Below are 23,728 nucleotides of genomic sequence, written 5' to 3'. Positions count from 1 at the left end.
AGCAACACTAGTCACATACTTTTGTATGCTCCTTTTTTCGTCATACTTCAAGCTGTGCCTGTGTTGGCATCATTCGTCAACCCTAGTCACATACCTTTGTATGCTCCTAGGGATTTCCTCATTTTGCCGCCTTGGCACAACTCGAATTATTTAGAAAAAACTGTAATATTTTTCTTTTTCTTTTTCTTTTTCTTTTTCTTTTTTGGTCTGCCTTCATCATTTTGTTGTATCAAAGCATCAACATCACCACGCTCTGATGCAAATCAATACGCTCTTTGAATATGTAAATACAATAATGGTATTTAAAATGCATGTTAAAGAGATAGGCTAAATGGCAAAGAAACCCCATATTCGCTACATGCGACGTCCCGGTACGGTGGGTGGTAGGCTTCCTTGGAATGACAGACGAAATGCCTCAACATGGCGAAAAGTCGTCCAAATTATACTGCTGGCGATAAACCTTTATATCGGTATTACCTTCTATTACTGGGTACGTTACTTCGAAACTGCAGGGGAAACGCTATACCTACCGCGTCCGGGTGGGATTGAAGGCTGGCTGCCTATTGCAGGGTTAATGAATGTAAAATACACATTAGAAACAGGAAACTTTCCGCCGATTCATGGGGCGTCGATGTTTCTTTTAGTGGCGTTTATTCTTATTAGTTTACTGTTGAAAAAATCCTTTTGTTCATGGATGTGCCCGATAGGCACAATATCGGAATATACAGGGAAACTAGGGGAAAAATTGTTTCGTTATCAAATCAATCTCCCTAAATGGCTAGATATTCCACTGCGAGGCTTAAAGTATGTGCTGTTAAGCTTCTTTCTTTATATTGCATTTTCTATGTCAGCGCAGATGATCCAATACTTTATGATGTCACCTTATGGGATCATTATTGACGTCAAAATGTTGGATTTCTTCCGCCATATTAGCGACTTTGCATTAATTAGCGTGGTAGTTTTGGTGGTGCTGAGTGTGTTTATTCGCAATGTTTGGTGCCGTTATCTCTGTCCTTATGGCGCGCTGTTGGGGCTATTTTCACTACTTTCACCCGTTAAAATTCGCCGTAATGTAGAAAGCTGCATTGATTGTGGAAAATGTGCGAAAAACTGCCCATCGCGCATTCCAGTGGATAAGCTTATCAAGGTAAGGACGGTAGAGTGCACGGGTTGTATGACCTGTGTGGAGTCCTGCCCAGTTGCGTCAACGCTGGATTTTTCACTGCAAATGCCCACGCAAAAACGTCAATTTCCGTTGTCGGGGATTGCCATGGCGATTTTGACCTTGGCAATCTTATTTATCATGATTGGCATTGCTGCTTTCTTCGGGGTATGGGATAGCCCTGTGCCTGATAATTATTGGTTTCATATTATACCGAATGCACGAAGCATAGGTCATTAATCGAGAATGAAAAAAAGCCCCACACAGACTAAATGAGTGGGGCATTTGTTGTTTTGGTCATTTTGTCTCAATGACTCGGTTTGTAATGTCTCGCTTATATTTATTTTCTAACTTCTATTTACTGCTTTTTACTACTTTTAACGCATCAATTAACCGCTTGCTTAACCATCTGCAATAATTGACGCACATCTTCTGGGCGTGTATTGCCCGTATCTTTATCAATAATTGAACTATAAATATGAGGAATGATTTTCTTCACGCCAGCATCGAGGCCGATTTGCAAAATTTCGGCAAAATTGTCTAAATCAATACCGCCAGTCGGCTCTAAAGAAAAATCAAATTTTGCACAAGCTTCAGCGATAGCTTTATATTCTTCAATATAGGTTAACCCTTTCATATTGAAGAATTTAACTGAGTCAGCCCCCATGTCTTTTAGCATCATAATTGCGGTTTCGATAGGAACGATACCGTCAGGTGCTTGGGAGCTTAGCGGGCCCGTAGATATTTTTACCATACCAATTGTGCCTGTTGGGGAAATCAGCGCATTCACAAACGTTTCATTTTGACCGAGTAAAGCACGGCTGACTGGTGCTCCAGTAAACACTTGGTTGACATGCTGTGGCTGAATTTCTTTTGAAATCAAAGAAACCATTGTGGATTGATTTGGGTCACCCGCCCCCAAACCCACAGATAATGCATTGTCGGTTTCTTTGGCATAAATGCGCATATCGGCGATAGCGCTATCTAAGTCAGGGTAGTTTTTCGATAACACACCAACAACAACAAAGGTTTCTGCGGCGGTATAGATATCTTTGGCATTTTGGTGGCTACCTGCCAACACATTTAAACAAACGCGGTCACGGTAAAAATTCGGTGACAATTTCATCTTAAATTCCTTCTACTAACAAACGAATATTCTTTGAAATAACATCAAGTTGTTCAGTACTGACACTGCGGATATCCGCTTCAACTTTCCCTTCGTTGGCTTTATATTCACGGAAGTAAATGGCGGTATCGCCTTGTTTTAAGTCAGCCATAATTTGATAGGTTGTTTTGCCAATCACTTTTTCATCAAAGCTGATTTCGGTACGGGCGATGTCGCGCCCTGCGGCATCCCAGACGACTTGGGCTGAAATACCCTTAATGGCATTGAGATCACTGATAAACTTCGTCATTCGCGTGACCATTTCTGCACCTGTTTCTTTTTGTGCAGTTAGGTATTGTTCGATAGCAAGGGTTAAGCCCAAAATGCCTTCTTTACCAACTTTCATCGCACGACCAATGCCTTGGCTTTGGCGTTTTACCCACTCAACATACTGTTTTTTACCAACAACTAAGCCACTGGTCGGCCCTTCAATAGCCTTTGCACCACTGTAAATCACAATATCGCCACCCGCTTGGTAATACGCGGTTAACTCTTCTTCTGCGGCTGCATCAACAATCAATGGCAGCTGGTGGTCATGTGCCACTTTGGCCGCTTGTTCGACGGTTAACATACTTTTTTGCACAGTATGGTGTGACTTGATGTATAAAATTGCTGCCGTATTTGGGGTGATTTTCGCGGCTAATTGCGCCGCGCTGCATTCGTTTGCAAAGCCAGCTTCAATCACTTTTCCGCCCCCTAAAGACACCATGGTGTCTACAGGTGCACCAAAGTTGACGTTATGCCCTTTTGGTAAAATAATTTCACGCGGAACAACTTTTTCCGATGAATGCAGGTTCAGCAATAAATCATCATCGTCCTGAACAATCACACCCGCAACAGCTTGGGCAATACCTGCTGAGGCGCAAGACACCACGACAGCAGCTTCGACGTTCAGCAAATTGGCTATGTATTCACCTGTTTTATTAACTAAATCTTTAATTTCAAAGTAATTGTTAAGTCCGTAAGCAACACGTTCAACAACTTCAGGCGTCGGTGTGGATACGCCGAGTATGGTCATGCGGCCAGATGCGTTGATAACGTGTTTTAACTGATACTTCTCATAAATCGATTGCATGTTCAGATTCGCCTTGTGCATGAATAATATGTTTACCACCAACGATAGCGGCAAGAGGCACAAAGCGGTGTGTGCCTATGCGCTGCTCGCCTTCTGCATCAGTGAGTTCAGTTTGTTCTTCTTTCAGATCAAACAACGTAATGTCTGCATCGAAACCGGGTCTTAAATACCCTTTGGCTGGAAGCGATAAAAAATTGGCGGCTTTTTCAGTCACACAACGTAAAATTTGCTCGGCGCTAAAGCCCATGCACAGGAATTTGGTCATCACAAATGCAAGGCTGTAAACGGGGCCATTCACGCGGTTACGATGGTAAATATCGGAGCTGATAATGTCAGGGTATGTACCGATACGCATGGCCTGCTCAGCCACTTTAAAGCTAAAGCTTTCACCGCCATGACCGACATCTAAGATGACGCCACGTGCCAGTGCTCGAGCAATTGAGGGTTTAAGGTAGCCATCATCGCCTAAAATTTTGTTCGGTTTGCCATTAAAGCAGTGTGTGATAATGTCGCCACGCGTTAGTAAATTAGCCACTTCATCAATATCTGGCGGGTTATTGCCGATATGCACCATCAATGGAAGATGGTGTTTTTTCTGCATCTCTTTGGCTTTAATTAGTGGTGTGATGCCATTTTCACCCACAACGCTTTTACTCATACGTGCTTTCATTCCTACCACAAAGCCTTGGTGGCGTTCGATAGCTTCTTGGAAACACGCTTTGTTGATGTTGTTCATATCGGACAATTCATTTTGTGCAATGATGCCAATGCGTGAAATATTTAACAAAGAAAAGACGTTGGTTTTGGACTTTTTGGTTAATTGATAAAATTTATCAATATCGTCAGCACCTACACTCCCTGCATCAACTAGTGAGGTCACGCCGCCCGCAGCGCCTGCTAAATCGGGGTCATCAAAGTAGATGGGTGACTCGGCAAAACAGTGTGCATGAGAATCAATCCATCCCGCACTGACATATGTTTTCCCTTTCAGGTCAATGATTTTGTCAGCTTGTTGATTACGGGCTAACTCAGGGCCTGCCGCCTCGATTTTCCCGTCTTTAATCAGAATATCGATAATCGTGCCGTCGATACGTTTACCGTGTTTGATGATGAGTGTGTACATAATAGATAGTTACCTTCTTCATGCTCGTCATACTCGTCATACTTCAAACCGCAGCGTTGTTGGCTGCTCTTCCGCTACCCTAGTCACATACTTTTGTATGCTCCTAGGGATATCGTCGTTTGCCGCCTAGCTGCAATTTGAATTATTTAGAGTATGCTCAAATGCGTGTTCTAAATAATGTCAATGTCAGCGCTTTCGCTACCCTAGTCACATACTTTTGTATGCTCCTAGGGATATCGTCGTTTGCCGCCTAGCCGCAATTTGAATTATTTAGAGTATGCTTAAATACGTGTTCTAGTTCTAAATGATGCAAACCGTAGCGTTGTTGGCTGCTCTTCCGCTACCCGAGTCACATACTTTTGTATGCTCCTAGGGATATCGTCGTTTGCCGCCTAGCCGCAATTTGAATTATTTAGAGTATGCTTAAATGCTTGTTCTAAATAAGAGCCCTAATCACATACTGATGTATGTGTTCATTTGCTACCTAGCCGCAATTTGAATTATTTAGACCATGCTTAAAAGTGTGTTCTAAATGATGCAAACCGCAGTGCTGCTGTATCTGAACCCGTTTTTACTTCATGCTATTTCGTGACCCGGGGCATATGCCCCGGGAAAATAAGTGTTAAGCAACGATAGGGAAGAAATAACCGAATAACATCGCGCCTAAAATTGCCCCACCGGCAACAGGTTTTTGCCAGACGTAAAAGATCAGGGCGCCAATCAGTGAACCTATCCCGATTGGAATGGAAGCGGCCATTGCGGCTAAGATAATTAACGGGCCTAAGAATCGACCTGAAGTATTACCCGCACCCATCATGACGTCAGCACCAAAGGTTGAGTTGGCTTGAGCAATGGTGAACTTACGCGCAAACACAATCAGTAAGCCGATTAGCACGCCAAGGAATAACCCTGTCAGTAATGAAATCCAGAAGTTAGTGACTAAGATATCCCAACCTGCTGCGAGGAATAGCGCAGGGACACCTAGGCCAATACCAGTTTGTAGTGCGCCACCGATATCCAAAATCCCCACCAGTGAGCCTTCGATAATTCGAGCGAATAAGAAACTCGCACCGAATGCCGCGACGGCACCATAAACCCCAGTGTCGAGCCCTGCACGTAACATGGCGACAAACGCCACTTCGTTAAATGCGCCGAACCCGTAAACCACGTACATATGGGTACCCGCAAAGATCCCTGCTGATAGCAGCCCAACAAAGATGGGGAATGACCATTCTGCGTACCAAAAATCGTCTTTATTAATTTCAGTTGTCATGATTATTTCCCGCTCAGCAGTCCGTGGACGTATTCAAGCCACAATGGTTTGTCTAGGTTGAAAGAGGTGATCATCTTCAGGTCAAATTCACGGAAGAAGCCACTCAGAACGAACAACAGAACGACAGTGATCATCATGGTGCGTGTGATGCGGTTCCAGCCGTTGTCATCAACGCCTTTACCAATCAAGATACCTAATACTAAACCTGGGATAGCGTTACCCATGATTAACTGAGCGCAACCACCGAACAGCGTTGCCCAGAAACCAGAACGACGACCTGCATCCATAGCCGCTAACCAGAAAATAACTGGCATCACAGTATTTACCAGCAGGTTTGCCGCGGGAACAAGAACGTTAATTGCCGTGGTTTGCAGTGCCGCAGGAACCGCAGATGCCGTGGTATTTAAGAACGCCACCACAAATGCCCCGATGATGGCACAGGCAATGGCCATTTTTTTCGGGTTATGCAGGGTTTCTGCCACATTACGGTTTTTGGTTAGCAGTGCCGCTGCACCCCAGTTTGGAATGATACGGTGGTCAACGTCTTGCGTGAACGCACCTGCCGCAACGGACGATGCCCATGCGTTAAAGAAGAATCCTAAGCCGAAAGAGAAGTGAGATGCTGGGTCGCCTTCACAGGCGTTAAGTTCGCCCAATGTACGAAATGCCCCCATCCCTTGTACGGTCGGTGCGTGGAACATACGTGCCGCGCCTGCGCCTAAACCGAAGCCGCAGAGCCCACCGATAATGAGGGACATGCCCAATATTTCTAAAAAAGATGCAGTTTCACTCATGGAATTAACTCCAGACCTGATTGCTATTATTGTTCTGTAAATGGTATTTCGTTGACAGAAAGTAAGGTAACATCCAGCGAAACGTCGAGTACAACACGGAAATGTTCACGTTTGCGTGGCAAAAAGATGAATAGAAATTTTTCTGTCCGCGAGTGCGAGTGAGCACTAACAACCTCAACATCCTTCGGTTCTATCCGCAGGATGATGTCTGTGCTGTTTTTCAGTACGGTTTTTTGAATCGAATTTAAGGCGTCCGCAATGGCTTTTTGCTTGGTGTCGCCTTGCCCTGTCACCCGTACTGTCGTTTCGATCGATTTTTTCATTAAGCGTTGCCGTATTTTTTATTAAATGCTTTAACTAAGCGCTCGCCTAACTCTTCCTTGTCCATAAAACCGAAACCTAATACATTGCAACCCTCTGCAATAGCGGTTTCTCCCTCTTCGATAGAGCGCATCCCATAACGAGCTTTATAGCCATATTTGGTTTGAGCGGTGATAGCGCCTGCGCCGCCACTGCCACAAAATGAAATTCCAAGGTCGGCTTGCTCTGCGTTCATTACATCGCCAAGTTTCATATCAGCAGCCACACCGGGTACGACAATCGCTTTACCGCCTGCTACTTCAACGCCTGCGGCAACTTTTTGCCCTTTACCTAAACGGTCTCCGATCACAATAACGATCTGTTTCATATAAATATTCTCCAATCCTACAACTTAAAAATTAATCATTTGAACGAACGACTTCAAAGTGAACAGAAAGCAAATATGTCTCTTCTGGTGCTAAGCCAGGGAGCGTATCGACAACCCGCTGAGCTAATGCGATCGAGTGTTGAGAAATTTCATCAAATAGACTGATATCAACCTCTGGTAATGCTTCGCCAGTTTTTGCTCTCGCTACCATGGCACGCAGATGAGACTCCAACATTTGTTGTTGTACATCGGTGGTGTAGCAGTCCTCTTGCTTGAGCCAGTCAGTAATCACTGCCAGCAGTTTTTGTGTGACCTCATCGACATCAAGGTCGTGCTCTAACATTTGAAAAACGACAACTGATTTACTCATAACTATTTAAAATCCAAAGTAATATTGCTAGTTAGACTACTCTGTTCCTTCATGTCTTATACATTAGACGCTTATTGGCACTTTTTGCAGGCAGTGAATTTCCACTTAGAAGTGGAAATAACTTGGAAATGAAATCAGGTAAATTTGGTTCGTTATTTAACCTATTTGGAAGTTAAGTGGAAAAATTGACGTGTATCAATCATCAGAAAATGATTGGTTAGGGAGTCGAAGAGTATTAATATTAATAAATTCAATCGAATACATTCTTTTAGCTATAACTGGAAATGAAAAATATAATTGGAAGGGCAAGTGGAAATGGAAAATTAGGGCAGGTCATTTCTGTTAGCTATGGCTTCCACTTAGCCATTTAGCGCGTAAAACAAGCGAGTATAAAGGGAAAAGGATTTCGTAGAGTTGTGGTTAGGATCACGTAAAAGACAGCAACTCCCACTTTTCCACCTTGAAGTGGAAGTTGCATAAGGACTATAGCACCCTTGCCAAGCTGTCTTTGGCGATCACTTGGAATTCATTAAAGTTTTTTACGCTAATCAGGCGGCGGGTGGTTTTTTCTTTCACAAAGGTGACGAATAAATCGTAAATTGCCATCGCTTCTTCATAGTCAGTTTTACTGATGGCGAGCAAGAAAATAACATAGGCATTTTCTTTGGTTTCTTTATTCCATTCAATGCCTTTGGGGGCAACAACCGTGGCAACAACGGTTTTGTTTGCTAACAAACCTAACGAGTGGGGGAGGGCAATACCCTCACCCAAAAGGGTGGAAACAATGGATTCGCGCTCTTGCAAAGATGGGTAAAATTCAGGTGTGACGTAGCCCTCTTGCTGTAATTTATGGCAAACGGCTTGGAATAACTCTTCTTGGCTGATTTTTTCGTTGATCACCATAAAAAATCGCTCGTCAAAAAAGCGCTCGATAATGTAAGGGCGTGTTTGGTCCACCATCGCGAGTCGCCCAACCTGCTCTAGTTGGTAAGGCGTTGGGAAGGGCGCAATTTTGATAACAGGTTTATTTTTCTCAGAAATTCTCACCGTCGTGATCACAAAATCCTCACTCACCTCACTCAGCGATTCATATTCTTGCAAGGTGAGCCCGCGGCTAAATTTCAATTGTGGAAATTCGCGCATAATTTTGGATTCAACCACACGGAACGTTGAGTTACCCGCATCTGTAACAACCAGCACCTCGGTTTGGCGTATAGATCCAGCTCCATAGTTGCGCTCAAGGCTCACACCGATGTGAACGGCAAGGTAGCCCAGTTCATCCTCACTGATGGGGTGAGGAAGTAATTGCTTACTCGCACTGGTTAATGCACTGAGCGTGACATCATAGGCGAACGGATAATATTGTTTTATATCCGATAATAGCGGGTTTGGTGTGGAAATATGGTACTGCAAACGGGTGATCAACGCAGCAAGATGCGTATTAAGATCTTTTTTGAGCTTTTCATCATTTCGTAAGTCATAGTTATATAACTCATTAATATAATTCAATATATATTCAGAAAGCTCATTGTGGCTGCCACTTTTTTGTGTGGAAGAGTCTTGGTGGCTAATGCGCTGGGCAATAATTTGATCATGTAAGTAGCTGAGCTCTGCGTTGGATAGGTCATTACCTAAAAAGTAAATTAGCCCTTTTGAGATTTCATCACAGGCTTTACGGATCACCTCTTCCGCTTCATCATTTTTGACGGAAGTGGTGAGTTCATGGCCTCGGGTGATGCGTAAAATGGTCACAGCACAGTTAAAAACGAGGTAGAGATGCCCCTCATTACTAATACGAATATCAAAGCGATTCATGCTGTTATGAAGCACTTTATCAATATAGGTCAAATCCAAATTATCCAAGCTATCTGGGCGGAAGGTGGTTAAATCAGGGGTGATTTGCTCTGAATAACGACGCCATAAGGTTTCCGTCATACAAGCGCGAATAGCCCATTCACTGCCGCTGAGGCGAATACCTTGGTGGGGAATACTTTCCAGTGTGATTTGGTATTTTTGCAGTTGTTCCCTGACTGCGCCCATATCTTGTTGCAAAGTACCGCGACTTACGAACCACTCTTCCGCGATATCATCAAGTTTGACGGGAAGGGATAACATTAATAATTTTAGTAGTAACGCATCAATACGCTCTTTGCTGGTGCGGGGGATGGCGCTATCTTCTTCACTGCGTTGTGTAAAAGTGGCAAACAGGGTTTCATCTTCAATTTTTAAACGATAACCTCGCCCTCGCTCATACACGATATGTGCGTGATATTCTTCAATCAACTCATTGATTTCATTGATATCGGAACGAATTGTCCGCGTTGAAACGGAAAAACGCTTGGCAAGTTCATCTTGAGGAACGACCTCATTGAGAATTTGAGCAAAAATTTGATTGTGTCGTTGTTGAGTGAATAGCGCCACGAAAACACCTTTAAAATCAAAACGAAAAAAGCCATTGAGCAAAAAATGGTTAAATTTCTCACTCGCTAATGGCTGGACTCTATCACAGGGTTGTCAATATATAGGATATGTAAATGATTAAATTTGCGAATCGGTTCGCAAATTTTCCCTCGTACTCGATAAAATACGAGGGATTTTGCTTTTAAATGATAGAAAATTGGCGGTAAACTTAGTTTTGTTCACCGAGGTCAATCAATAAACCGCGAAAATCTTTATCAGCGGTAATTTCAAACTCATCTTCGTCTTGTAAAAAGACCCCATCATTACAGCTCATGGTTAACGTTTCGCCGTGTTTATTACGTAAAGTCGCACCACCATGTATTGACTGCAAAAAGGCATTTTGGCCTTTTATTGATATCATAGATGATGATTTTGGCGCTAGGTGAATCTGGTTTATCCAAATTTGTTGACGTAACTGAATGCTGTTTTTTTCGCCATCTGGCGATGCCACAAGGCAATTTTCATCTTCAGAAATTGTCACTTTTTGCAACGGTAATGACTCTTGCTGTGGGCATGCATTTAGCCAGAGCTGTAATCGTGTTAATGGCGTCTGTGGGCAGACATTTTGCTCGCTGTAACTTAAGTCTGGGCGAGGCGAAAAACGTACGCAGTCACCTGCATTTGCATCAACCGTATTCCCTAAACTATCGCGGTATTGTGCATGCCCATTTAGGACGATATTTAAGATATCGACATGGGGATACATTCTTGGTTGTAATGAGTTTTGCGGTGCTATAACCTCTTGATTCAGCACTCTTAATGTTTTGAACCCCATAAAGTCAGGGTCAAAATAGTGGCCAAAAGAAAAAGCATAGCGAGCTTGTAGCCAACCATAGTCTGCTTTTCCGCAATGGTTAACGGGCCTCAATGTCATCATAATGGTTAACCCTCATCCAAATAATAAGTTAATAATCTATTGTTATAATAAATAGCTGGACGTTGAATTGTTAGCCAGTTAATCTGTTTCCCTTATTCAAATTTCCTGAAAGAGATACATCATGAGTAAAGAGAGAGCATTAACGCTTGAATCATTAAGGGTGATGGATGCAATCGACCGACGTGGCAGCTTTGCAGCGGCAGCAGAGGAACTGGGTCGAGTGCCATCCGCGCTAAGCTATACCATGCAAAAACTAGAAGAAGAGCTCGATGTAATTTTATTTGACCGTTCAGGACATAGAACCAAATTTACCAATGTCGGCAGAATGCTGCTAGATAGAGGCCGCATTTTACTTGAAGCGGCAGATAAACTGACGTCAGACGCGGAAGCGCTTGCAAAAGGTTGGGAAACACATTTAACGATTGTTTGTGAGGCATTGGTGCCTGCACAGTCGTTTTTTCCGCTGGTGGAACGTCTGGCTGAAAAATCAGAAACGCAATTATCGTTGATCACCGAAGTGCTAGCTGGTGCATGGGAGCGTCTCGAAAGTGGTAAGGCTGATATTGTGATAGCGCCCGATATGCACTTTCGTTCCTCGTCAGAAATTAACTCGAAACCGTTATACACAATTAACCATATTTATGTAGCAAGCCCTGATCATCCGATTCACCAAGAGCCAGAGCCACTCTCTGATGCAACACGGGTGAAGTACCGTGGGATAGCGGTAGCAGATACAGCCCGTGAGCGCCCTGTTATCACTGTACAGTTGCTGGATAAACAGCAGCGCTTAACAGTATCGAGTATCGAAGATAAGCGTAATGCATTATTGGCAGGGCTTGGCGTGGCGACAATGCCGTATCCGCTGGTGGAACAGGATATTCGCGAAGGGCGCTTGAAAGTCGTTGGGGCTGAGTTTAGCCATGAGACGACGATTATTATGGCGTGGCGGAGGGATAGTATGGGGGAGGCGAAGTCGTGGTGTTTGCGTGAGATCCCCAAATTATTTCGTTCATAACTTCGTCATACTTCGCACTGTAGCTTTGTTGGCATCGCTTCCTAACCCTAGTCACATACTTATGTATGCTCCCAGGGATTAGCAAGCTTGCCGCCTTGCTACAGCACGAATTATTTAGAAGTTAATATAAGTTTTGGAGCGCCATTATTGCTTACAACTCAAACTATTTAGAGTTTACGAGTGCGGTTAACTAGCTATGATTCAAAAAAGTAAAACAATCTCAGCCTGATATTTAGACTTGGCCCATAAACTAAAAGAATAAATAAGGCTTTCCTACATAATTTTTACCTATATTTCCCCTTCAACTGGTTCAAAACCTTTATTTTAGGCAAAAAAATACCTCCCGAAGGAGGTAAATTGGACAAACAAATGTAATTAAATCAATAAGGGTGATATGAAACGCGTATTACCATTTTTTGCCGAGTAAATGATCGATACTGAATTTACCCGGGCCCGTAACCGCTAACAGTAAGAAACCGCCTGCGATAGTAAAGTTCTTCATAAACATCAAGCTGTTTGGTGCCACACTAAAATCAATGTGGAACAGCAATGCGGTTAATACAGTGAAACCCGCAGTGAACAAGGCAACGGTACGCGTTAAGAAACCAAACAGAACCGCTAATCCGCCGCCTAATTCTAATAAAATCGTTAAAGGCAATAAGAAGCCGGGAACACCCATGGCTTGCATATATTGTTGTGTGCCTGCGTAGGCATCACCGAGTTTTCCATATCCAGCGACAATAAATAGGATTGGCATCATAATTCGGGCCAATAATATCGCACCACTTTCTAAATTTTTCATTAAAATTCTCCAGATTAATAAGTCATTAAATATTAAATAATTGCGATATATGTCGCTTTATAATATTGTTTTTAGCACTAATTGGCTAGAAATCATTTGATGGGCTTATAATAGTCATTTACTCATTCAATAAAAAGCTAAGGTTATTCACAAAGAAGGACAAAAAAATTGAATGAACTTATTGGGAGAATAAGAATTAGAAAGATATATTGTTTATCTTATTAAATAATAAAGAGTTATTTTTAATTGGAGGGTGTCGGTTATTTTTTGCTGGTTTGAATTGCGCTTTGAATTGAACGAACTAAGCCCCAAATGGTGATGGCTTTTCGGCCTAACAGCAGAATTTTTTGTGGTTTGCGAAGGGAGTAAACCGAGAGCAAACCTGTGGCGGCAATCACTAAAGGGCGAAATATCATGATCGTTTGCCAAGCACGGTCATAAGGTGCGGTAGTTTGTAGCCAGTCAGAGGACGTTTCCGTCAGCTCTTGTCGCTGACGCTCAATCCTTCTGACTAAGCGCTGTTTTTTAGCTGCCAATAATTGCTGCTTATTTTTGTTCATCATCCTTTCTCGCTAACGCGTTGGCATCTTGAGCCAGTTGCTCTCGTGTTGCTCCCAGTAAGGTTGATTGTTTTGCCTTTTTTAATGCCCAAACAGCAAAAATAATGGCAAGCAGGGTTAATGCACCTGTCGTCATCGCCAGTGCTTGGTAGCGGTAAATAGGATCAACAGACCAAAAGATCAGGCCAATTAAGCACATCAAACCAAATGCCGTAAACAGTAACGCTAAGCCAACCAATAAAAGAAGTTGGATAAGGTTGAGTTTTTCTTCTTCTAACTCAACGGCAATTAACTCTAAGCGAGTTTGCACCATGCCAACTGAAATGTTAGCGATGCGTCGTAAGGTTTCAAGGACCCCTTTACCGGGGCCCTGACGTTGCTGATTTGGTTCCATAAGCAATTAACGTTTAGCGAGTAACACGCCAAGAACAACGCCCACTGCTGCGCCAATACCGACGCCTGTCCATGGGTTTTCTTTTACGTAGTTATCTGCGCGTCCCGCCATTTCCTTAGTTTGCTCGGTGATCCTTTCGGTGGTTTGGCCGAGTTTTGCACGAGATGAGCGCAATGCTTCTTGTGCTTTTGATTTTAAGCTTTCAATCTCTTCTTTCGATTTTTCGCCGGTATCACTAAGCATCGTTTCCAGAGAGTCAGCTAAAGCGCGTAGTTCCGCACGTAGTTCGTCTGATGAATGATTCGATGACATATACAACCTCCTATCAATAGAAAAAGCGCATTCGTTGTATTAACAATAGCGATTTTTGCACTAAGTGCAATCAAATATTCAGTGTAATTATGACTTGTAAACAAAAAATGACAAACAGAGTGTGCTAAAAAATCGTCGTTTAATCAGCGAATTAATGCCGTTTTTTTCGTGGAATAAATAGATAAGTAAAAATGAGTAAAAGCGAAAATGCGGGGACAAGAAAGTCCCCACAAATTGAATTAGTTTACTTTTTTGCTTGATAGTTTTTTCTTCACAACGACAGCGATACTGCCGACTAAACCGATAACTAACAGACAAACAGGGATTAACATCAATACATTCATTATATGATGTTCATATTGCTGGAAAATAGGACTTTTGCCAAAACCGTAACCAATTGCGGTTAGAATAAGTACCCACAAAAAGCCACTTAACCAGTTAAAGACCTGAAAACGGCCATTTTTTAAACCTGCTAAACCTGCAATAGTTGGTAGCAGGGTTCTCACAAAAGCGAGAAAACGGCCAATTAACAGTGCAGCAAGACCATGGCGGTGGAACAAACCATGAGCCCGTTGGTGATAATGTTCAGGTAAGTGTGCTAGCCAGCCTTTGACCATTTTTGTGTTACCTAACCAGCGGCCTTGTATATAACCTACCCAGCAGCCTAAGCTTGCGCCAGCCGTGAGAATCACGATGGTGAGAGGGTAGCTCAAGGTACCTTTCGCAATCAGGACGCCCACTAGAATCAATAAGCTATCACCTGGTAGAAACGCTGCGGGTAAAACCCCATTTTCAAGAAACAGGATAGCAAACAGCATAAGGTAGATAGCCCACATCAATGATGGGTTAGAGAGTGTGGCATAATCTTGGTGCCAAAGGGCAAAAAAAAGTTCTTTAACTAATTCCATTAATGTTTCCTAAACGGCAATAACAGCAACAAACTTGTTGTTGGGCAGGGAGAAATGGATTAAGTGAATGCCTGAGTGAAAGCGTTGTTTCCTCAGACTGTTAGTGTAAATCACGCTCACTTTAACAAAACCGAAAATAACTAAACAGCAAATTTTAAGCATATTTTTAGAATTCATTTAAGTTGAGCGCTATTGTTACAATTAATTACCCTAATTGTAACAAAGCAAAATGGCTAAAAACTCACTTTAGTAGAGGATTTTAACTATAAACTGCAAAAGTTTGCCGTTAATGTATCTTTTCACACAAAAAAAGCGGGTTAAATCTAATATAGCTAATTATTGCATTTTAAGATTTTTTACCGTATATTTTGCGCATAGCAAAGGGGAGTAACTTCTTCTTGTCGGTTTATCGTCATTACGGTGTACACATTACACCCGGTAGCCGAGCACCACATTACCTGTCCTCGGGTTAATTGTGTTGTAAGTGAGACCTTGCCAGAAGGCGAGGTTTGCTCATAATTTACAACCAATAGATAATTCCTTGAGGTTAAAAAATTTTAAGCGGCTGATGTCTTCTGGATATCAGCCGTTTTTTGTTTTTTAAGGGATAGGAAAATGCACTCAGTCGGTAACCCTGCTTTATGGGGCAGTTTTGCAGTTATTATTTTAATTATGTTACTTATCGATTTGTTTTGGCAGGGTAAACACAAAGGCCAAGCCATGTCGATGAAGCAAGCCGCGGCTTGGAGTATTGTGTGGGTCACGCTTTCGCTTATTTTTGCCGCAGGTTTTTGGTGGTACCTTAACGACAACGTCGGTCGCGAGTTTGCTGATAGCCAAACAATGGCATTTTTAACGGGTTACCTGTTAGAAAAAGCCTTGGCAGTGGATAACGTCTTCGTATGGTTAATGCTATTTAGCTATTTTGCGATCCCAGCAAGTTTGCAGCGTCGTGTTCTAGTCTATGGTGTGCTAGGCGCTATCGTATTAAGAACTATCATGATTTTCGCGGGCAGCTGGTTGGTCACGCAGTTTAGTTGGATTTTGTATGTCTTCGGCCTATTTTTACTGTTTACGGGGCTTAAAATGGCTTTTGCCAAAGAAGATGATTCACCAATTAATGATAAACCGTTAGTGAAGTGGGTGCGTTCACATCTTCGCATGACCGATGAGCTACACGGTGAAAAATTCTTTATTAAACGCAATGGTGTGCTGTTTGCAACGCCGCTTATTTTAGTGCTGATCTTAGTTGAAATCAGTGATGTGATATTTGCGGTGGATAGTATTCCTGCTATTTTCGCCGTGACGACTGACCCGTTTATTGTTTTAACGTCTAACTTGTTTGCTATTTTAGGGTTACGTGCGATGTATTTCTTGCTATCAGGCGTCGCAGAAAAGTTCTCAATGTTAAAATACGGCTTAGCGGTCATTTTAAGCTTCATTGGTATAAAAATGCTGCTTATTGATATCTACCACATTCCAACGCCGATTTCGTTGGGAACGATTGCCGCAATATTAGTGGTGACATTAATCATTAATACAATTGTTAACAAACGCAACGAAGCAAAAAGTAAATAACGTCCTTCAAAATTTAAATCCCTTACCGATAAGGTAGGGGGTTTTTGTTTTAACTCTCTGAAAAATCACAATCATTCTCCCTTATGCCATTCTACTATAAGAAACAAAACTCTATTGCGATCACAGTTATGTAAAATAATTGTTAAGTAAAATCAATCATTGTGTATATTTTGAATAATAGCCTTTCCACAAGGTATTTATTCCTTATACTGGCTCTGCAAACACATTTAATTCCTAATAAAGATAAATAATATAGGTCTACTATGGATACAAATAAAACAGGGTTATGGCGAGTGATCACTCACGGTAGCTTGGTCAAGCAGATACTGGTTGGCTTAGTTGCAGGTATTTTATTGGCATGGTTATGGCCATCGGCCGCAAAAAACGTGGGGCTGTTAGGTCACTTATTCGTGAGCGCGTTAAAAGCAGTTGCACCAGTCTTGGTATGGGTATTGGTGATGTCGTCCATTGCTAACCATCGTCAAGGGCAAAAAACCAGTATTAAACCAATTTTAGTTCTCTATATCTTAGGCACATTCTTCGCGGCATTAGTGGCGGTTATTGCGTCATTTATGTTTCCATCGACACTTGCTTTGGCAGGTAGCGAGACAGAAATGAACCCTCCAGGCAATATCGCCGAAGTTCTCAGTGGCTTATTAAATAATGTATTCACTAACCCCGTTGATGCGCTAATTAACGGTAACTATATCGGTATTTTAGCGTGGGCTATTGGGTTAGGTATTGCATTTCGTCATGCAACGGACACGACAAAAACATTGTTACTGGATTTTTCTAATGGTGTGACTCAATTAGTTAGAGTCATTATTCGTTTAGCGCCGTTGGGTATTTTTGGTTTAGTTGCCTCAACGATTGCCACAACAGGCTTTGAAGCGCTACAAGGCTACTTCCATGTATTAGCCGTTTTATTAGGCTGTATGGTTATTGTGGCATTGGTTGTTAACCCATTAATCGTTTATTCAAAATTAAAGCGTAACCCATACCCATTAGTGTTTGCGTGTTTACGTGAAAGTGGCGTGACGGCGTTCTTTACCCGTAGTTCTGCGGCGAATATCCCTGTAAACATGGCAATGTGCCGCCGTATGAACTTGCATGAAGACACTTACTCTGTTTCTATCCCGTTAGGTGCAGCCATTAACATGGCAGGGGCGGCAGTCACCATTACTGTTCTGACGTTAGCAGCTGTTCACACTAAAGGGATCCCAGTGGATATCCCGACCGCATTACTGTTAAGCGTGGTGGCTTCAGTGTGTGCGTGCGGTGCATCTGGTGTGGCCGGTGGTTCATTATTATTAATTCCATTAGCCTGTAATATGTTTGGTATTCCGAATGATGTGGCGATGCAAGTGGTTGCGGTCGGCGTGATGATTGGTGTACTGCAAGATTCAGCGGAAACCGCAGTGAACTCCTCTACTGACGTCTTATTTACTGCCGCAGTTTGCTTGGCTGAAGATGAAAAGCTCGCAAATTCAGAGACTCAACTCTCCCATAATGATTAATAGTTTTATACGATAAACGAGAAGGCAGAATAGATATTCTGCCTTCAGACTGCTGACAAACCGATTAGGTTTGACTGCAGGTTGGATTGGTTTTGAAAAAGACTAAGGAAAATCAATTTATTGATTTTCGGCTGATAACACAAAGCAGGAAAAACCACGCTTTTATCCTGCTTTGTCAACAACCTCAAGGCAGAATAGATATTCTGCCTTTTTTGTTTTTGAATTAAAATTCATTACGTAAGCGGCGATAGCCTTCAACCAACTGAATATTGGTTGCTGCGACTTCCTCCGAAAATTGCAATGAAGCGCGATCAACTTGTTTAAAATCCGATAAATCGCTGTGCCCGTTAACATGCACGCAAGAGGGGATATAGCGTGCAGGAGGAAGCGTTAGGCCATCAACCACGGCGTTGTAGCGGATCACACAATTTTCGCCAATTACACAATTAAATAAAACGCTATTAAATCCAATGAAAACTCGCTGGGCAATCTCACAAGGCCCATGGACAATGGCACGATGAGCGATAGACGTGTGTGACCCGATATGAACACCTGCACCACTTTTGGAGTGGATCACAACACCATCTTGAATATTTGAGTGAGAACCTATCACTATGGGGGACATATCTCCGTCCTCATTTAGTTCATCTGCGCGGATCACCGCATAAGGCCCCACATACACGTAATCTTCAATAATGACTTTGCCACAAATAATCGCAGTTGGGTCTATGTACGCTTTTTCAGAAACAACAGGCACATGGCCTGATGGGTTTTTACGCAGCATGGTCACCTCGTTTCCAGTTGGTGCGTGCAGCGGCATTGTGTGCATGCAAACTTTCTTGGTGGTCTATTTCAACGGTAACTTCGTCAAATTGGCATTGGTGACTAAACGCATTGATTAATCTTCTTGCCGCATCTTCACAGAACATTAAATTTTGCCCATTAGTGATGGCAAATGCTTGTTCATCACTGCGTTTCACCACGGTTTGAACAGGGGTGAGAAGGATGTTTTCGATGCGATTTATCAATTCAATAACGGGCAGTTCTTTCTCCTCGGCGTTTAAGGTTACAGTAACCCAGGCCCAGCTTCTTTGGCTATGAGGTGTTGCAGGTAAGCCTTGCTTTACCAACCAATCAAGAACTTGAGCTTGCGGTAATAGGGGCGCTTGGTTATCAAAATCCAGTGCAAACTGCTGCTGCATCACTTGGGCACAAAGCGAGGTCGAACTGGGGCAGGTTGAAGAATAAGGCACGCCAACCTTTAACATAATAGTGAATGAATTTTTAAAATTAACATCTATTTCAATAGGGTAAGACTTCCAACCAAACTGATTAGAGACTAAAGAGCGGCGGGATAGCAAGATATCACCATAAATACGAAGGTGAGCTTTAGAGGATGTTTGAATATGAGAAGACAACGCATGCTTTAACGTTTGCTTTAGCAAATCACAGGTTAATTCACTTTGGGTAAGTGCATCTAGAGACTGATAAAGGCGAGACATATGAATGCCTTTTTGCCCTTGGAAATTAATCCCAATATCGACATTTGCATTAACAGGGCGACCAGCTAATTCGATGGGTAAAGCAATCCCTGTCATGCCCACCCAATCGAGCCCTATTTGGCTGTGAGTATCACTTTGTAGTTGTGCATCTGCGAGTGGGGTGGTGAGTATTTCGGTAGTCAATGACATAGAGCCTCAGTAATATAGAATGCAAAAGTTATGTTATAACATAACAATTAATGTCGTTAAAGTGAGGCAAATAAATAAATAGTAATGGATCATCGGGATAGGTATTCAATTTTCCCTCTTGCTCAATACATTCAAGCAAGAGGGAAAAAAAGGGGGGGAATTAAAGCTGATAAGCGATTTTCATGCCTTGCTCGATAGCCCTACGTGCATCCAATTCAGCGGCTACGTCGGCGCCACCAATGACATGGGCATCAATTCCATGTTCAGCGAGCTGAATCTTTAATGGGCGATAAGGCTCTTGCCCTGCGCATAACACCACATTATCGACAGGCAAACACTGCATTTTATCTTGATAACGAATATGCAAACCTTCATCGTCAACACGCATGTATTCCACGCCATTGAGCATCTTCACGCCGCGTTTCATTAATGATAAACGGTGAACCCAACCGGTTGTTTTCCCAAGTCCTGCACCGACCTTGCTGTTTTTTCGCTGCAATAAATAGAGCTGACGAGCCGACCCCACGGTATTTTTATGCTCTGGGTAAATTCCCCCTTTTGAATGAATTGTGGGGTCAATATTCCACTCTTGATTAAACAGCGATGTGTCCAAACTGCTACTTTTGCCTTCTTGCGTTAGCAACTCTGCCACGTCAAAACCAATGCCCCCTGCGCCAATAATGGCGACATTTTTACCAACCGCTTGCTGGTGGGTGATCACATCAATATAAGAAACCACTTTATGGTGATCGGCACCTTCCAGCTGAATTTTGCGTGGGGTGACGCCAGTGGCAATAATCACTTCATCAAACCCTGAAAGACTTTGGGCATCTGCTTGTTGTTCAAGGCGAACATCCACGTTCAACAGCTGTAATTGGCGGCAAAAGTAGCGAATGGTTTCATGGAATTCTTCTTTTCCGGGAATTTGTTTCGCTAAATTAAATTGCCCGCCAATTTGGTTCGACTTTTCGAATAACGTGACTTTATGGCCGCGCTTAGCTGCATAAATAGCGCATGAAAGCCCCGCAGGGCCCGCGCCCACAATGGCGACGGATTTACTTTTAGCGGCTTTTTCATTGGGGTAATCCATTTCCCTAACCGCTTGTGGGTTAACAAGGCAACTGGCGAGCTTCCCGCTAAAAATTAAATCAAGGCAAGCTTGATTGCAGCCAATGCAGGTGTTGATTTCGTCCGCACGGTTTTCGGCGGCTTTACGTACAAAAGCTTCATCCGCAAGGAATGGACGAGCCATCGACACCATATCCGCTTGCCCATTGGCAAGAATTTGCTCAGCAACAAAAGGGTCATTGATACGGTTTGTGGTAATTAATGGAATATTCACCTTGCCCATTAATTTTTGGGTGACCCAACTAAATGCGTGGCGAGGGACTTGGGTTGCGATGGTCGGTATGCGGGCTTCATGCCAACCAATACCTGTGTTGATCATACACGCGCCTGCTTTTTCAATTTCGTTAGCAAGGTATTCGATTTCTTCCCACGTTGAACCGTTTTCGACCAAATCCAGCATTGAAAGCCGATACACAATAATAAAGTTAACGCCAACGGCTTCACGAATACGCCGTACAATTTCAATAGGGAAGCGAATACGATTTGTGTAACTGCCTCCCCACTCGTCAGTTCTATGGTTCGTTCGCTTAGCAATAAATTGGTTAATTAAATACCCTTCAGAGCCCATGACTTCGACGCCATCATAACCAGCTTGTTGCGCTAATTTTGCGGTATTCACGAAATCATCAATGGTTTTTTGTACTTCATCCGAGGATAGTGCTTTAGGTGCAAATGGAATAATTTCAGCCTGAATAGCACTTGGAGCCACTAATAATGGGTGTAATCCATATCGGCCTGCATGTAATATTTGCAGGGCGATTTTGCCATCTGCTTGGTGCACAGCATCGGTAATTGTACGGTGAAATGGCAGCTGATTTAAGTTATTCAATACCGCTCCGTGGGCGGTTAACGCACCTTCAGGATTAGGCGCGATACCCCCTGTAATAATTAAACTGACGCCATTTTCAGCGCGTAAACGGTAAAAATGGGCAAGCCGTTCGCTCCCTTCAGGGTGTTCTTCGAGCCCGGTATGCATTGAGCCCATTAGTATCCGGTTTTTAAGTACCGTATGCCCCAAATCAAGGGGGGTAAAAAGGTGTGGAAAATTGCTCATATGATGCTCCCATTCGGGATTTATTTAACAGGTCAGATGAGTTAACTGTAGCGTAATGAGTCTGCAAATTGGTAAAGATGTTAAAATTTTGTGATTTTTATCATATGTTTTAGGTTAAATTGCTAAGTCAACGCAGTTAAGTGACGCCATTTTATTTTTATGTCATATAAAAAGATTAAAAAAGTAGAGACACATCGCAAAAAGAGCCACATAGGGAAACCATGATGAAAGAGATTTGCCAAGCTATTACCTTAGAAGGTGAATGTGTTCGCCTTGAGCCTTTATCTCACCAATATGATGCAGAACTTGCGGCGATTATCCGGCGTGATGGGTTGCATAATTTATGGTATGCCTTAGTGCCCGATCCTGATAATTTCCCCCAAGATGTCGAAAGCCGCCTTGTACGTTTTGCACAAAAAGAGTGTTTGCCATTTGTGGTTATCGACAAACGCACGGGGAAACCTGTTGGCATCACGTCATATAATAAAGTGGATAATGCCGTGCAACGGGTTGAACTGGGCGCAACGTGGTACGGTGTTGAGGTTCAGCGCACCGCGATTAATACAGAGGCTAAATACTTATTGTTAAAGCATGCCTTTGAAGAGTTAGGGTGCGTGGCCGTGGAGTTTCGCACGCACTTTTTAAACCATCAGAGCCGTAAAGCCATTGAGCGTCTAGGCGCAAAACTGGATGGTATTTTACGTAGTCATATGAGAACTAAAACAGGCGAGCTACGTGATAGCTGCGTTTACAGCATTATTGCGTCTGAATGGCCAGCGATTAAGCACCATTTAGAATGGCAGATGGTAAAACCACGTTAAGATGTGGGGGTGATATTCAGAGCCTACTTTAAGAGCGAATGTCGACCCATGAAATGTTCTTTGTTCTGTGAAAATCCGCCACACACTGAGGGGGCGGATTTTTTATTTTTCAGGGGTGCATGATAGTAATAACACGGGGCAACCTGTGCTTAACGAGGCAAAAAGATTTTTCTAGGCAGCACAAAATTACGCAGAGTTAACAGCGCAAGGGGGCCTTCCCCCATTTCGGTGCGCAGCATAAAGGGCAGGGTATTGCCGTTCTTAGTTTGCCACGACACGGTATAACTGCTGGTGGTGCCTGCATACGGAGCGACTTGGGCGCTTTCCAATAAACGGATCACCCCCCACACGCCGCGGTGGTCTGCCAGTAAACGGGTGCCTGAGGTGGTGCTCATCCAGCGCAGTGACGCACCGGAGGCGATGGTATCCCCTGGCCACACAAAGCGTTGCCACTCGGGGAATTGGTTGTCGTAGGTCAGCGTCTGTTTATCAATCACCAAAATGGTTTGCATCACATCACGGCTGGTGGAGGGGCGAATTTCAAAGTACAGGCGCGCTTCCCCGTTGGCGAACGCCACATCCCCCAAATGGCTTAAGGTATCTAACGCCTTGAGGAACTCAGGGTTAAAGCGCAGCCCTTGGGCGGTGGTGTTGTTAGGTACCCAGCGGTTGCCCTCTTTACGTAACACCCCGTTAAGGCGGGTTTCTAAAAAGCGCTGAATGCGGCCATTATCGGGGCGTAAATATTGCGCCATCAACGGCAATGATATCTCGCTCTGAGTATTTTTTAGCGGGTAGCGCCCGCCAAACGCGGTGTTCCACTCATTGACGATGGCATTTTGCCATTCGGCATTGATACCCTCGGCGGTCGGGGTAAGCAGTTGCTCCCACGCTTGGTTCATCGGCTGCACCAACAGGGTTTCGCCAAAGCCGCTCCACTCTTGCCCAAGGCTGGCGGCGA

Annotated in this window: 24 protein-coding genes; 5 read left to right on the top strand and 19 right to left on the bottom strand. The window is 43.3% G+C overall.

The window, feature by feature from the left end; translation table 11 throughout:
• Positions 1-331: 331 nt before the first annotated feature.
• Complete coding sequence (locus ABWP91_RS13295) at positions 332-1,402, top strand: 4Fe-4S binding protein (protein ID WP_353243641.1); 1,071 nt, start codon at positions 332-334, stop codon at positions 1,400-1,402.
• Positions 1,403-1,547: 145 nt separating this feature from the next.
• On the opposite strand, the gene dagF is transcribed toward ABWP91_RS13295, so the two are convergent.
• The 10 genes from dagF to ABWP91_RS13245 form a co-directional block, all read right to left on the bottom strand.
• Positions 1,548-2,288 carry a 2-dehydro-3-deoxy-phosphogluconate aldolase gene (gene dagF, locus ABWP91_RS13290; protein WP_353243640.1) on the bottom strand — a complete coding sequence of 247 codons (741 nt, stop codon included), beginning with the start codon at positions 2,286-2,288 and terminating at the stop codon, positions 1,548-1,550.
• Between the two features lies 1 nt (position 2,289).
• Positions 2,290-3,402 (bottom strand): DgaE family pyridoxal phosphate-dependent ammonia lyase, encoded by a 1,113-nt coding sequence (locus ABWP91_RS13285; RefSeq protein ID WP_219244549.1) that lies wholly within the window; start codon positions 3,400-3,402, stop codon positions 2,290-2,292.
• The gene (locus ABWP91_RS13280) at positions 3,386-4,525 is read right to left on the bottom strand and encodes an amidohydrolase/deacetylase family metallohydrolase (RefSeq protein ID WP_353243639.1); all 1,140 of its coding nucleotides are present in this window, start codon (positions 4,523-4,525) and stop codon (positions 3,386-3,388) included. Before ABWP91_RS13280 ends, ABWP91_RS13285 begins: the two co-directional genes overlap by 17 nt.
• Before the next feature lie 622 nt (positions 4,526-5,147).
• Entirely contained in the window at positions 5,148-5,798 is a 651-nt protein-coding gene (locus ABWP91_RS13275) for a DUF4310 family protein (RefSeq protein WP_206083578.1), read from the bottom strand.
• Positions 5,799-5,800: 2 nt separating this feature from the next.
• A complete protein-coding gene (locus tag ABWP91_RS13270) occupies positions 5,801-6,592 on the bottom strand; it encodes a DUF4311 domain-containing protein (RefSeq protein WP_206083579.1) in 792 nt (263 codons plus the stop codon).
• A gap of 26 nt (positions 6,593-6,618) precedes the next feature.
• Positions 6,619-6,915, bottom strand: a complete 297-nt coding sequence (locus ABWP91_RS13265; protein WP_047756106.1) for a DUF4312 family protein — start codon at positions 6,913-6,915, stop codon at positions 6,619-6,621.
• Positions 6,915-7,280, bottom strand: a complete 366-nt coding sequence (locus ABWP91_RS13260) for an SFCGS family glycine-rich protein (RefSeq protein WP_353243638.1) — start codon at positions 7,278-7,280, stop codon at positions 6,915-6,917. Before ABWP91_RS13260 ends, ABWP91_RS13265 begins: the two co-directional genes overlap by 1 nt.
• Before the next feature lie 31 nt (positions 7,281-7,311).
• Positions 7,312-7,650, bottom strand: a complete 339-nt coding sequence (locus tag ABWP91_RS13255; protein WP_353243637.1) for a transcriptional antiterminator — start codon at positions 7,648-7,650, stop codon at positions 7,312-7,314.
• 483 nt (positions 7,651-8,133) lie between these two features.
• Positions 8,134-10,113: a BglG family transcription antiterminator gene (locus ABWP91_RS13250; protein ID WP_353243636.1), complete on the bottom strand. Its 1,980-nt coding sequence runs from the start codon at positions 10,111-10,113 to the stop codon at positions 8,134-8,136.
• 166 nt (positions 10,114-10,279) lie between these two features.
• On the bottom strand, positions 10,280-10,987 hold the full coding sequence (locus tag ABWP91_RS13245) for a pirin family protein (protein ID WP_353243635.1): 708 nt from the start codon (positions 10,985-10,987) through the stop codon (positions 10,280-10,282).
• 121 nt (positions 10,988-11,108) lie between these two features.
• Here ABWP91_RS13245 and ABWP91_RS13240 point away from each other — a divergent pair, with 121 nt between their 5' ends.
• A complete protein-coding gene (locus ABWP91_RS13240; protein WP_353243634.1) occupies positions 11,109-12,002 on the top strand; it encodes a LysR family transcriptional regulator in 894 nt (297 codons plus the stop codon).
• 406 nt (positions 12,003-12,408) lie between these two features.
• On the opposite strand, the gene ABWP91_RS13235 is transcribed toward ABWP91_RS13240, so the two are convergent.
• The 5 genes from ABWP91_RS13235 to ABWP91_RS13215 all read right to left on the bottom strand — a co-directional run bounded on the left by ABWP91_RS13235 (position 12,409) and on the right by ABWP91_RS13215 (position 14,978).
• Positions 12,409-12,804, bottom strand: coding sequence for a DoxX family protein (locus tag ABWP91_RS13235; protein WP_225818498.1), 396 nt, complete (start codon positions 12,802-12,804; stop codon positions 12,409-12,411).
• Between the two features lie 260 nt (positions 12,805-13,064).
• Positions 13,065-13,364 carry a YqjK-like family protein gene (locus tag ABWP91_RS13230; RefSeq protein WP_353243633.1) on the bottom strand — a complete coding sequence of 100 codons (300 nt, stop codon included), beginning with the start codon at positions 13,362-13,364 and terminating at the stop codon, positions 13,065-13,067.
• Positions 13,351-13,758 (bottom strand): phage holin family protein, encoded by a 408-nt coding sequence (locus tag ABWP91_RS13225; RefSeq protein WP_353243632.1) that lies wholly within the window; start codon positions 13,756-13,758, stop codon positions 13,351-13,353. The genes ABWP91_RS13230 and ABWP91_RS13225 overlap by 14 nt, the downstream gene beginning before the upstream one ends.
• Before the next feature lie 6 nt (positions 13,759-13,764).
• Entirely contained in the window at positions 13,765-14,070 is a 306-nt protein-coding gene (locus tag ABWP91_RS13220) for an ElaB/YgaM/YqjD family protein (RefSeq protein ID WP_353243631.1), read from the bottom strand.
• A 239-nt stretch (positions 14,071-14,309) separates the two neighbouring features.
• Positions 14,310-14,978: a DedA family protein gene (locus tag ABWP91_RS13215; RefSeq protein WP_353243630.1), complete on the bottom strand. Its 669-nt coding sequence runs from the start codon at positions 14,976-14,978 to the stop codon at positions 14,310-14,312.
• 615 nt (positions 14,979-15,593) lie between these two features.
• Here ABWP91_RS13215 and ABWP91_RS13210 point away from each other — a divergent pair.
• Complete coding sequence (locus ABWP91_RS13210) at positions 15,594-16,556, top strand: TerC family protein (protein ID WP_353243629.1); 963 nt, start codon at positions 15,594-15,596, stop codon at positions 16,554-16,556.
• 263 nt (positions 16,557-16,819) lie between these two features.
• Entirely contained in the window at positions 16,820-18,073 is a 1,254-nt protein-coding gene (gene sstT, locus ABWP91_RS13205) for a serine/threonine transporter SstT (protein WP_353243628.1), read from the top strand.
• Positions 18,074-18,296: 223 nt separating this feature from the next.
• On the opposite strand, the gene ABWP91_RS13200 is transcribed toward sstT, so the two are convergent.
• The 3 genes from ABWP91_RS13200 to ABWP91_RS13190 all read right to left on the bottom strand — a co-directional run bounded on the left by ABWP91_RS13200 (position 18,297) and on the right by ABWP91_RS13190 (position 21,946).
• Positions 18,297-18,857 carry an LbetaH domain-containing protein gene (locus ABWP91_RS13200; protein WP_273803012.1) on the bottom strand — a complete coding sequence of 187 codons (561 nt, stop codon included), beginning with the start codon at positions 18,855-18,857 and terminating at the stop codon, positions 18,297-18,299.
• A complete protein-coding gene (gene folE2 / locus ABWP91_RS13195) occupies positions 18,847-19,764 on the bottom strand; it encodes a GTP cyclohydrolase FolE2 (protein WP_353243627.1) in 918 nt (305 codons plus the stop codon). Before folE2 ends, ABWP91_RS13200 begins: the two co-directional genes overlap by 11 nt.
• Positions 19,765-19,924: 160 nt before the next feature.
• Complete coding sequence (locus ABWP91_RS13190; protein WP_353243626.1) at positions 19,925-21,946, bottom strand: FAD-dependent oxidoreductase; 2,022 nt, start codon at positions 21,944-21,946, stop codon at positions 19,925-19,927.
• 224 nt (positions 21,947-22,170) lie between these two features.
• Here ABWP91_RS13190 and ABWP91_RS13185 point away from each other — a divergent pair, with 224 nt between their 5' ends.
• A complete protein-coding gene (locus tag ABWP91_RS13185) occupies positions 22,171-22,767 on the top strand; it encodes a GNAT family N-acetyltransferase (RefSeq protein ID WP_206083803.1) in 597 nt (198 codons plus the stop codon).
• Positions 22,768-22,916: 149 nt separating this feature from the next.
• On the opposite strand, the gene ABWP91_RS13180 is transcribed toward ABWP91_RS13185, so the two are convergent.
• A partial coding sequence (locus ABWP91_RS13180; protein WP_353243625.1) for a type VI secretion IcmF C-terminal domain-containing protein occupies positions 22,917-23,728 on the bottom strand: 812 nt, incomplete at its 5' end.

It is taken from the genome of Providencia sp. (assembly GCF_040396775.1).
Classification (GTDB): domain Bacteria; phylum Pseudomonadota; class Gammaproteobacteria; order Enterobacterales; family Enterobacteriaceae; genus Providencia.
This window is presented reverse-complemented; position numbering and strand designations above follow the sequence as displayed.

What these genes read in the sequence shown, in the direction of transcription:
- ABWP91_RS13235 (WP_225818498.1), bottom strand. Translation starts at nt 12,804, where the DNA reads ATGAAAAATTTAGAAAGTGGTGCGATATTATTGGCCCGAATTATGATG.
- ABWP91_RS13255 (WP_353243637.1), bottom strand. Translation starts at nt 7,650, where the DNA reads ATGAGTAAATCAGTTGTCGTTTTTCAAATGTTAGAGCACGACCTTGAT.
- dagF (WP_353243640.1), bottom strand. Translation starts at nt 2,288, where the DNA reads ATGAAATTGTCACCGAATTTTTACCGTGACCGCGTTTGTTTAAATGTG.
- ABWP91_RS13230 (WP_353243633.1), bottom strand. Translation starts at nt 13,364, where the DNA reads ATGAACAAAAATAAGCAGCAATTATTGGCAGCTAAAAAACAGCGCTTA.
- ABWP91_RS13225 (WP_353243632.1), bottom strand. Translation starts at nt 13,758, where the DNA reads ATGGAACCAAATCAGCAACGTCAGGGCCCCGGTAAAGGGGTCCTTGAA.
- folE2 (WP_353243627.1), bottom strand. Translation starts at nt 19,764, where the DNA reads ATGTCATTGACTACCGAAATACTCACCACCCCACTCGCAGATGCACAA.
- ABWP91_RS13270 (WP_206083579.1), bottom strand. Translation starts at nt 6,592, where the DNA reads ATGAGTGAAACTGCATCTTTTTTAGAAATATTGGGCATGTCCCTCATT.
- ABWP91_RS13280 (WP_353243639.1), bottom strand. Translation starts at nt 4,525, where the DNA reads ATGTACACACTCATCATCAAACACGGTAAACGTATCGACGGCACGATT.
- sstT (WP_353243628.1), top strand. Translation starts at nt 16,820, where the DNA reads ATGGATACAAATAAAACAGGGTTATGGCGAGTGATCACTCACGGTAGC.
- ABWP91_RS13265 (WP_047756106.1), bottom strand. Translation starts at nt 6,915, where the DNA reads ATGAAAAAATCGATCGAAACGACAGTACGGGTGACAGGGCAAGGCGAC.
- ABWP91_RS13295 (WP_353243641.1), top strand. Translation starts at nt 332, where the DNA reads ATGGCAAAGAAACCCCATATTCGCTACATGCGACGTCCCGGTACGGTG.
- ABWP91_RS13210 (WP_353243629.1), top strand. Translation starts at nt 15,594, where the DNA reads ATGCACTCAGTCGGTAACCCTGCTTTATGGGGCAGTTTTGCAGTTATT.
- ABWP91_RS13200 (WP_273803012.1), bottom strand. Translation starts at nt 18,857, where the DNA reads ATGCTGCGTAAAAACCCATCAGGCCATGTGCCTGTTGTTTCTGAAAAA.
- ABWP91_RS13240 (WP_353243634.1), top strand. Translation starts at nt 11,109, where the DNA reads ATGAGTAAAGAGAGAGCATTAACGCTTGAATCATTAAGGGTGATGGAT.
- ABWP91_RS13260 (WP_353243638.1), bottom strand. Translation starts at nt 7,280, where the DNA reads ATGAAACAGATCGTTATTGTGATCGGAGACCGTTTAGGTAAAGGGCAA.
- ABWP91_RS13245 (WP_353243635.1), bottom strand. Translation starts at nt 10,987, where the DNA reads ATGATGACATTGAGGCCCGTTAACCATTGCGGAAAAGCAGACTATGGT.
- ABWP91_RS13285 (WP_219244549.1), bottom strand. Translation starts at nt 3,402, where the DNA reads ATGCAATCGATTTATGAGAAGTATCAGTTAAAACACGTTATCAACGCA.
- ABWP91_RS13215 (WP_353243630.1), bottom strand. Translation starts at nt 14,978, where the DNA reads ATGGAATTAGTTAAAGAACTTTTTTTTGCCCTTTGGCACCAAGATTAT.
- ABWP91_RS13185 (WP_206083803.1), top strand. Translation starts at nt 22,171, where the DNA reads ATGAAAGAGATTTGCCAAGCTATTACCTTAGAAGGTGAATGTGTTCGC.
- ABWP91_RS13275 (WP_206083578.1), bottom strand. Translation starts at nt 5,798, where the DNA reads ATGACAACTGAAATTAATAAAGACGATTTTTGGTACGCAGAATGGTCA.
- ABWP91_RS13190 (WP_353243626.1), bottom strand. Translation starts at nt 21,946, where the DNA reads ATGAGCAATTTTCCACACCTTTTTACCCCCCTTGATTTGGGGCATACG.
- ABWP91_RS13220 (WP_353243631.1), bottom strand. Translation starts at nt 14,070, where the DNA reads ATGTCATCGAATCATTCATCAGACGAACTACGTGCGGAACTACGCGCT.